We start from the raw sequence: 8,795 nt of genomic DNA, 5'->3' as shown, positions 1-8,795 counted from the left end.
CCTGCACGCTGGGGACACTAACTCGCCCGTGGTTGGAAAGCGCTTTCTTTGCTTCATTTCTTTGTCGCTTTGGACAAGGAAATGACGTGCCGCCACGCACAGTGGCTAATAGTGATAAAAAAATCAGCTAACTTAAACCGACCGCTAACCTGAGCAGCAGCAACCCGGCACAAACCGCGACCGCCGGCACCGGCAGACCCAAACCACCCCCACCCCCCGAGTGCTAACGGAAAACCGTCGCTAATAGTCAACTCCCGGTCGCAACCGGTCGCCTTCCCGTCATTATGCGGCGGTACTTTTACCCACGGTCGGATGTATCCGAACGCGTCTTCCCCTCACAAAAAACTACCGGAACAGGAAGCCATGACATCACTCCCGGCAACGAAAAAGCTGCTTGCCTGTCTGTTTCTCGCCTTGACCTCGCTCGGCGCATCCGCCCAAAGCAAGGAAGACGCAACCTGCCACACCGTTCGATTCGTCGATATCGGCTGGACCGACATCACCTCGACCACCGCGCTCGCCTCGGTCGTCTTCCAAGGCCTCGGCTATGACCCGAAAATCACTCAGGCCTCGGTGCCAATCTCACTGGCCGGCCTGAAAACCAAGCAAATCGACGTGTCGCTCGGCTATTGGTGGCCAGTCCAGGAAAAAGCGGTCCAGCCTTTCCTCGACGCCAAGCAAATCGAAAAGCTCGACCCGCCGAATCTCTCGGGCGCTAAAGCAACACTCGCCGTGCCGAGCTATGAATACGACGCCGGCCTGAAGACCTTCCAGGACATCGCGAAACACAAGGACGAGCTCGATGGCAAGATCTACGGCATCGAACCGGGCAGCAGCGCCAACGCCCAGATCCAAAAAATGATCGATACCAACCAGTTCGGCCTGGGCGGTTTCAAACTGGTGCAATCGAGTGAAGCCGGCATGCTGGTGACGGTCGACCGGGCCGTCCGCGACAAGAAGTGGGTCGTGTTCCTCGGCTGGGAACCGCATCCGATGAACATCCAGATCAAGATGAACTACCTGTCCGGCGGCGATGCGGTCTTCGGTCCGAACTACGGTGAAGCACGCGTCTACACGCTGACGAACCCCGACTTCCTCACGCGCTGCCCGAACGCCGGCAAGCTGGTGTCGAATCTGCGGTTCACCACGCAACTGGAGAACCAGCTGATGATTCCGGTCATGAACAAGGAGCGTCCGGCGGATGCGGCAAAGGCTTATCTGAAGAAAAATCCGCAGGTGCTGGACGCGTGGCTCACGGGCGTAAAGACGGTGGACGGCAAGGACGGCTTGCCGGCAGTGAAGCAATATCTTGGCCTTTGAGAAAGGACGGCATGACATGAACTATGAAGTGATCGTGACCTGCGCCGTAACAGGCGCGGGAGACACCACGAGCAAACACCCGGCAATTCCGGTGACACCGAAGCAGATCGCGGAGGCCGCCATCGAGGCCGCGCGCGCGGGCGCAACGGTAGCGCATTGCCACGTCCGCGATCCCCGCACGGGCCGCGGCAGCCGCGACCCCGCGTTGTATCGCGAGGTGGTGGACCGCATCCGTTCATCGGACGTGGACGTCATCATCAACTTGACGGCGGGCATGGGCGGCGACCTGGAGATCGGCGCAGGCGAAGCACCGATGCAGTTTGGTGCCGGCACCGATCTGGTGGGTGGCTTGACACGGCTGGCGCACGTCGAGGAGTTGTTGCCAGAGATCTGCACGCTGGATTGCGGCACGCTGAATTTTGGCGATGGCGACACGATCTACGTATCGACACCCGCGCAACTGCGAGCGGGCGCGAAGCGCATACAAGAGCTGGGCGTAAAGCCAGAACTCGAGATCTTCGATACCGGCCATTTATGGTTTGCGAAGCAAATGCAAAAAGAGGGTTTGCTGGACGACGCGCCGTTGTTCCAGCTATGCATGGGTATCCCCTGGGGCGCACCGGCGGATGTGGGTACGCTCAAGTCGATGGTCGACAACATGCCCGCGGGCGCGCAGTGGGCAGGGTTTGGAATCGGCCGCATGCAGATGCCGATGGTGGCTCAGGCGATGTTGTTGGGCGGACACGTGCGGGTCGGTCTCGAAGACAACCTGTATCTGGACCGTGGCGTGCTTGCGAGCAACGGGACGCTGGTACAGCGGGCGGTGGAAATCATCGAGCGTCTGGGCGGTCGTGCGTTGACGCCGGCGGAGGGCAGAAAGAAGCTGAACCTGCCGGCACGCGGCGAGCGTTTGCTGGACCGCCGCAAGATAGAGCAGTTCGCGTAAGAGCGGGAAAGACGCAAAAACGCAAAGACATAAAGACGTAAGCCCGCCGACGCAGGCCGTGCGAAAGCGGGAACGTCCAGTTCAAGACAAGCTAGAGCACCAAAGCACCAAGCAAGTAGAAAGCCAAATTACTAAGGAATCCAGTATATGCAAGTCAAGACGTTTGCTGCGTTAGGCGTGGGGGTAATCGGAAGCGGCTGGGTATCGCGAGCGTTAGCGCATGGGCTTGAGGTGGTCGCGTGGGACCCGGCGCCGGGCGCCGAGCAGCAGCTTCGGGCGAACGTCGCCAACGCATGGCCGGCACTCGAACGAGTGGGCCTGGCGAAGGGTGCATCGCAGGAAAGACTGCGATTCGTCGCGACCGTAGAGGAATGCGTAGCCGACGCCGATTTCGTGCAGGAAAGCGCTCCTGAGCGCGAAGATTTGAAACTGACGCTTCATGAGCGGGTATCGAAGGCTGCAAAACCTGAAGCGATCATCGCGTCGTCCACATCGGGCTTGCTGCCTTCCGATTTCTACGCGAGTGCGAAAGACGCGTCGCGCTGCATCGTGGGCCATCCGTTCAATCCGGTCTATTTGTTGCCGCTGGTAGAGGTCCTGGGCGGGGAGAAGACCTCGGAAGAAACGCTGCAAGCAGCATCGGCGTTCTATGAATCGATCGGAATGCGGCCGCTGAGAGTTCGCAAGGAAGTCCCGGGTTTTATCGCGGACCGCTTGCTGGAAGCGCTCTGGCGAGAAGCGCTGCATCTGGTCAATGAAGGCGTGGCAACCACCGGCGAAATCGACGATGCCATTCGTTTTGGCGCGGGCATTCGCTGGTCGTTCATGGGCACGTTCCTGACCTATACGCTGGCGGGCGGCGACGCCGGCATGCGCCATTTCATGCAGCAATTCGGCCCGGCGCTAGAATTACCGTGGACCAAACTGGTCGCACCCAAACTCACGGACGAACTTATCGACCGCGTAGTGGAAGGCACAACAGATCAGCAAGGAGAGCATTCCATCAAGCAACTGGAACGTTACCGCGACGACTGCATCACGAGCGTGATGACGGCCATTGCGGAAGCGAAATCCCGTCACGGCATGGTGAACTGACGAAGGCAAAGAGTGACGCAAAATTGCACTATCTACCGCGACACGGTGAGGCCCGAATGGGTCGACTACAACGGCCATCTCCGTGACGCGTTCTACATGCTGATCTTCAGCCTCTCGACTGATGCGTTCATGGACCGCATCGGTCTCGACGATGCAGCCCGCACGTCGCGAGGCCGTTCGTTGTTCACGCTCGAGGCGCACGTCAACTATCTGCACGAGATCAAGGAAGGCGTGGCGGTTCGCGTAGAGGCATCGGTGCTCGCATTCGATGCCAAACGTGTCCACTTGTACATGGAGATGTTCGAGGGCGAGGGAATCGAACCCATCTCGGCGAGCGAACAGATGCTGCTCCACGTCGATACAACCAACGGTGCCAAGTCCGCCGCCTTCGATACGGACATCGCCGGCCGCATTGAAGCTATGTTTCGTGACTCGCCGAAGGAAGCTCGTTATGCGGGCCGCGTGATCGGCTTGCCATCGAGACCGCGGGTTTCGATGGCGTCTACTTCAGCATCCGCCGGCACCAAACCGGCATGAGCGCGCCACGTCCGCAACAGCAACGCGTTCGTCACCACACTCACGCTTGAGAACGCCATCGCCGCGCCGGCGAGCATCGGATTGAGCAGCCCGAATGCGGCAAGTGGAATGCCGACCAGGTTGTACACGAAGGCCCAGAAGAGGTTCTGCTGGATCTTGCGATACGTGCGCCGCGCGATATCGATGGCATCTGCCACCAGCGCCGGATCGCCGCGCATCAACGTGATGCCGGCGGCTTCCATTGCTACGTCGGTACCGGTCGCCATCGCGATGCCGATATCGGCGGCGGCGAGCGCGGGCGCGTCGTTGATGCCGTCTCCGGCCATCGCAACCGCACCTTGTGCCGATGCCTTCAGCTCCGCGATCGCGCGCGCCTTGTCGGCGGGGAGCATCTGCGCGTGCACCGCATCGGGCGCTATGCCGAGCGACTTTGCGACGCCGGCTGCGCTGCCGGCGTTATCGCCGGTAAGCAGGACGCTCTTGATGCCCATCGCGCTCAGCCGCGCGATCGCGCCGCTCGCGCCGGGTTTCAGCGAATCGCCGAAAGCGAGCAGGGCGAGGACGCGCGGGTAAGCAGACGTTTGCGGCGCGCCGCCGGTTTCGCTTATGTCGCTTGCGCTGCCCCAATCCACCAGCCACGAAACGGTATTCCCAAGCTGCTCCAGTTCAGCCGCTCGCGTCGCTAGCCGCGCCGGCGCAACCAGCCGCAATTCGTCGAGCCAGCGGTCGCTGGCTATCGCCAGATGACGCTCGCCCACTCGCGCCTCGACTCCGCGCCCGGTAACCGCTTTCGCGTCGCTCGCGCCAATGACCTGAATCCGGGCTTCATCGGCGGCTGCAACGACGGCGCGTGCCAACGGATGATCGCTGAGCCGCTGGACGGCCGCCGCCAGCCCCAAAGCCTCGCCACGATCCACGCCTTCGGCCGCCTCGAACACATTCATTGAAGGCTTGCCGACGGTGAGCGTGCCGGTTTTATCGAAGGCGACGATCCTGATCCGATGCGCCATTTCCAGCGCCTGCGGGTCCTTGATCAACACGCCATGCCGTGCCGCGACACCCGTTCCGGCCATGATCGCCGCTGGAGTGGCCAGCCCGAGCGCGCAAGGGCACGCGATCACGAGCACCGCGACCGCGTTCAGCACGGCCGTTTCCGCGCCCGCGCCCATCAGCAGCCAGCCGACCAGCGTCACGAGCGCGATTACAAGAATGACCGGCACGAATATCGCCGATACCCGGTCGACCAGCCGCTGAATCGGCGCCTTCTCCGCCTGCGCCGATTCGACCAGCCTGATGATCCGTGCGAGCGTGGTCTCGGCGCCGGTCGCTGTCGTTTCGACGGCAATCGCACCCTCACCGTTGATCGACCCAGCCGTCACGTGCGCCCCGGTCTCTTTCGCCACCGGCAAGCTCTCGCCGGTGATCAGCGATTCATCCACATGCGTACGGCCTTCGCGAATCACGCCGTCCACTGGCAGACGTTCGCCCGGCCGGACGATCGCCAGATCGCCGTTGCGCACCTCCGCCAGCGCGATCTCGCGTTCGATGCCGGTCGCCGCATCGCGAATCCGCGCACGATCGGGACGCAACGCGTCGAGTGCGCGGATGGCGTCGGTGGTTTGCCGTTTGGCACGCGCTTCAAGCCATTTGCCGAAGCGCACGAGCGTGATCACCACCGCTGCGGCCTCGAAATAAAGATGCGCCGACTCGCCCGGATGCGCGAACAGTTCGTAGACGCTCAAGCCCCACGCCGCCGACGTTCCGAGCGCCACGAGCAGATCCATGTTGCCTTCGCCCGCGCGCACCGCCTTGAAGCCGCCTACATAAAAACGCGCGCCGAGAACGAATTGCACGATGCTCGCGAGCGCCAGCGACACCCAGACGCCGAGATGAAGATCCAAGCCGAGCATGGGCAAAACCAGGGGCAGCGTCAGCAGCGCCGACACGATCACCGCCAAGAGTTCGCCCGTATGTGTTGGCGCGGCGACGGGCGCCGCCTCCGGTTCGATGAACGTCGCTTCGTAGCCTGCCTTGGTCACGGCGGCCAGCATTTGCTCGCGCGACACGGAGGGTTCGGCGTGGACGGTCGCTTTCTCGGTGGCGAGGTTGACCGACACCTGCTCCACGCCCGGCACCTTCGCGAGCGCCTTTTCAACGCGTCGAACACACGACGCGCACGTCATCCCGCCGATGGCAAATTCAGCGGTCATTGACGCGTCGGCGGTATTGGCAGTAGGAACGGACGTAGCAGACATAGAGCGGCTTCCTGGTTCAGTGCGAGCCATGAAATTCAGCTCGATGAAACCAGTATCGACATTCCAATGATTGGAAGGTCAAGGCGTATTTTCAATAGGAGGTGGTGCGTTGAACATCGCGTCGGCAAGTGCTGTCGCGGCGTTCGTTTCACGCTGGCGCACGCCATTAATTGCGCCGAGCCGGTCCGCTGCCGCCTTGTTCTGGCTCAGTTTTGCCTTGCCGACCAGCCGTGTGACCTCGATTTCGATCCCGACGATGGCTTGCAACATTGTCTGGATGAAATCTGCCGGCGCATCGCCCATTTTCCAGGGCACCGCTTCGCCGGCTTCCATTTTCCGCGTGAGCCTCGCGACGACACCGCGCACGAATGTTTCGTCGTCGCGCAGGGTGATCCGGCCATGTGCGTGCACGACCAGATAGTTATAAGTAGGCACCTGCCGATGTGCTTCGTGCTTGCTCGGATAAAAAGTCGGCGATATATAACCGGACGGTCCCTGGAAAATAACCAGTGCGTCAGAACCGTTTTCAATCGCCAGACAAATAGGATTTGCCCGGGCAACATGCGCGCGCAGAATGCCGTGTTCGCCTTGGCTCGCGTCGAACTCGAATGGCACGTGATTCGCGTCGAGGCCGTTTGCGCCATGCGTGACAAGGGCTGCGAGCGGATGCTCAGCCATTAGCCGATGTAAAACCTCGGCGCGATTTTCTTCGAAGTGCGAGGGCAGATACATTGGCGGCTCGTGGGTGGGTTATAAAGAACAGGCTAAAAAAGTGACGAAAAAACATGTTACGCGATGCACCCGCGGGCCGAAACTTTTCCGGAAGCCCGGCCGGTATGTCCAGGCGGCGTTACGCGCTCCTTGCCTATCGTCATTGGATAAGATAAAACCCGGTTTCAAGATAGATTAAGCGCCGCGACGCAGAGTCGCAGAAGACCGGGAGACGAGGACCGGCTGCGCACTCGACGAACGAAGTGAAAGCCTTAAACAGATCCTTAAATCGAATGAAAAATAATCGACGCTGGGCAGTTTCGTTGTACGCGGCGCTGTGGGTGGCCGCTGGTTTGAGTAGTCTGGCAATACTTGGCGGGTGCGCAACGCAAGCGCCTGTTGTCACCAGCGGGGATGGTTGGCGCAAGGATCAGGTCGCGGACGCTTATGTGTTTGGATACCCGTTGGTGGTCTCGGATATAGCGCGCGAGAAAGCGACGGGCGGCGACGCCTCGAAGCCCGGCCAGGCGGCGGTGAACACGCTGCGGCACGTCACCGCGTTGCCGCCGGTGGGCGCCGCGGGGCGGCCGAGCGTGGATACGCTTGAATCGACTGCTTGGCTGGATGTATCGAGCGGACCGGTGCTGGTTTCGCTTCCCAGTGTTCCCAACGCGCCGCGCGGCCGTTATTACGATGCCCGCGCCTTCGATGCCTGGACCAACGTGATCTTTTCCAGCGTCCCTCACGCGGCGGACCGGCCTGCGCCGGCGAAAAAGCTTAATGCGAAGGCGGCGCGCGCGGCCAGGCTGGCGGCGGAGCAGGCCAACGTGCTTGCGTTTGTCCCGGCGGGTTATTCGGGAACGCTTCCCGACGGCGTGACGCGCGTCGAGACGCCGACTCGCTACGTGTGGCTTTCGATTCGTGTGCGTGTGAACGGCCAGCGCGACGTGCGTGAGGCTCGCAAGTTGCAGACGGCGATGAGCATCGACGCGCCTTCCGCCGATAAAACCAGCGCCACCACGGCGGGCAGCGCCTGGCCGAACGTCACGGCCAGCACGCCGACGGTTGTGACGGGTGGCGACAAGCCCGATTCACTCGATGCCACCGCGTTTTTCACGCGCCTCGCGAAAGCGATGCAAGATAACCCGCCTGCTCCGAACGATCCGCACGCTGTCAAGTTGCTATCCGATCTTGGCGTGAAAGCGGGCGAGCCGGTGCAGTTCCGTCCGGCGGATGCCGATTTGCTTGCGACCGGTCTTGCCGATGGCCGCACGCGGGTGGACACGGTGCCGTCGAATGCGATCAGCCGTAATGGCTGGGTGTGGTTCGGCGATGGCGCGGGTAGCTATGACACCGACTACACGCTGCGGGCGTTTTTGGCGCGACGTCAACCGGGTACGGGCACGAAGGACGACGAGGTCAAGCCGGTTGCGTTCTCCGACAGCGACGGTCACGCGCTCAACGGTGCGAACGAGTATGTGCTGCATTTCGCGCCGAACCAGTTGCCGCCGGTGCGTGGGTTCTGGACGCTGACTGCGTACACGAAGGAGGGTGCGTTGCTCGACGACAAGACGTTGCGGCTTTCGCTGAGCGACCGGGACCGGTTGAAGAAGAACCGGGATGGTTCCATCGATATATCCGTGTCGGCTGCGGCGCCTGCGAAGGCGCGTGCGTCGAATTGGCTGCCGGTGCCGGATGGTGATTTTCAGTTGATGTTGCGGCTTTATGCGCCGAAGACTGAGGCTTCTGATGGGACGTGGGCGCCGCCGGCGATCGAGCGGCAGTGAGGGTTCGCTCGCGCCGGTGGACGGGTTTGGTTTGGGTCTGCCGGTGCGGAGGTCGGGGGTGGTGTCGGGGTGGTGCTTTCGGCCTTAGTGGTCTGCGCGAGTTAGCTGTATTTTTTATCACTATTAGCCACTGTGCGTGGCGGC

The 8,795-nt window shown here is 61.7% G+C and carries 7 protein-coding genes; 5 read left to right on the top strand and 2 right to left on the bottom strand.

Going from position 1 to position 8,795, the window contains the following annotated elements; all coding sequences use genetic code 11:
• Positions 1-363 precede the first annotated feature (363 nt).
• The 4 genes from M0D69_RS42640 to M0D69_RS42625 all read left to right on the top strand — a co-directional run bounded on the left by M0D69_RS42640 (position 364) and on the right by M0D69_RS42625 (position 3,898).
• On the top strand, positions 364-1,320 hold the full coding sequence (locus M0D69_RS42640) for a choline ABC transporter substrate-binding protein (protein WP_301787808.1): 957 nt from the start codon (positions 364-366) through the stop codon (positions 1,318-1,320).
• Positions 1,321-1,336: 16 nt separating this feature from the next.
• A complete protein-coding gene (locus M0D69_RS42635) occupies positions 1,337-2,266 on the top strand; it encodes a 3-keto-5-aminohexanoate cleavage protein (RefSeq protein WP_301787807.1) in 930 nt (309 codons plus the stop codon).
• 147 nt (positions 2,267-2,413) lie between these two features.
• Positions 2,414-3,361 (top strand): L-carnitine dehydrogenase, encoded by a 948-nt coding sequence (locus M0D69_RS42630; protein ID WP_301787806.1) that lies wholly within the window; start codon positions 2,414-2,416, stop codon positions 3,359-3,361.
• 12 nt (positions 3,362-3,373) lie between these two features.
• Positions 3,374-3,898, top strand: coding sequence for a thioesterase family protein (locus M0D69_RS42625; protein WP_301787805.1), 525 nt, complete (start codon positions 3,374-3,376; stop codon positions 3,896-3,898).
• On the opposite strand, the gene M0D69_RS42620 is transcribed toward M0D69_RS42625, so the two are convergent.
• Together M0D69_RS42620 and M0D69_RS42615 are read right to left on the bottom strand one after the other, a co-directional pair.
• Complete coding sequence (locus M0D69_RS42620) at positions 3,811-6,153, bottom strand: cation-translocating P-type ATPase (protein ID WP_301787804.1); 2,343 nt, start codon at positions 6,151-6,153, stop codon at positions 3,811-3,813. The genes M0D69_RS42625 and M0D69_RS42620 overlap by 88 nt on opposite strands.
• Positions 6,154-6,231: 78 nt before the next feature.
• Positions 6,232-6,885 carry an FMN-binding negative transcriptional regulator gene (locus M0D69_RS42615; protein ID WP_301787803.1) on the bottom strand — a complete coding sequence of 218 codons (654 nt, stop codon included), beginning with the start codon at positions 6,883-6,885 and terminating at the stop codon, positions 6,232-6,234.
• 272 nt (positions 6,886-7,157) lie between these two features.
• Here M0D69_RS42615 and M0D69_RS42610 point away from each other — a divergent pair, with 272 nt between their 5' ends.
• A complete protein-coding gene (locus M0D69_RS42610) occupies positions 7,158-8,651 on the top strand; it encodes a DUF1254 domain-containing protein (protein ID WP_301787802.1) in 1,494 nt (497 codons plus the stop codon).
• The last annotated feature ends 144 nt before the right edge of the window (positions 8,652-8,795 follow it).

The organism is Caballeronia sp. SEWSISQ10-4 2, from assembly GCF_030464885.1.
Lineage (GTDB): Bacteria > Pseudomonadota > Gammaproteobacteria > Burkholderiales > Burkholderiaceae > Caballeronia.
The sequence above is the reverse complement of the archived record's forward strand: the minus strand, read 5'-3'. Positions and strand labels throughout refer to the sequence as shown.

Excerpts from the sequence above, each read along its gene's own strand:
- M0D69_RS42630 (WP_301787806.1), top strand. The coding sequence starts at position 2,414 with ATGCAAGTCAAGACGTTTGCTGCGTTAGGCGTGGGGGTAATCGGAAGC.
- M0D69_RS42635 (WP_301787807.1), top strand. The coding sequence starts at position 1,337 with ATGAACTATGAAGTGATCGTGACCTGCGCCGTAACAGGCGCGGGAGAC.
- M0D69_RS42620 (WP_301787804.1), bottom strand. The coding sequence starts at position 6,153 with ATGTCTGCTACGTCCGTTCCTACTGCCAATACCGCCGACGCGTCAATG.
- M0D69_RS42640 (WP_301787808.1), top strand. The coding sequence starts at position 364 with ATGACATCACTCCCGGCAACGAAAAAGCTGCTTGCCTGTCTGTTTCTC.
- M0D69_RS42615 (WP_301787803.1), bottom strand. The coding sequence starts at position 6,885 with ATGTATCTGCCCTCGCACTTCGAAGAAAATCGCGCCGAGGTTTTACAT.
- M0D69_RS42610 (WP_301787802.1), top strand. The coding sequence starts at position 7,158 with ATGAAAAATAATCGACGCTGGGCAGTTTCGTTGTACGCGGCGCTGTGG.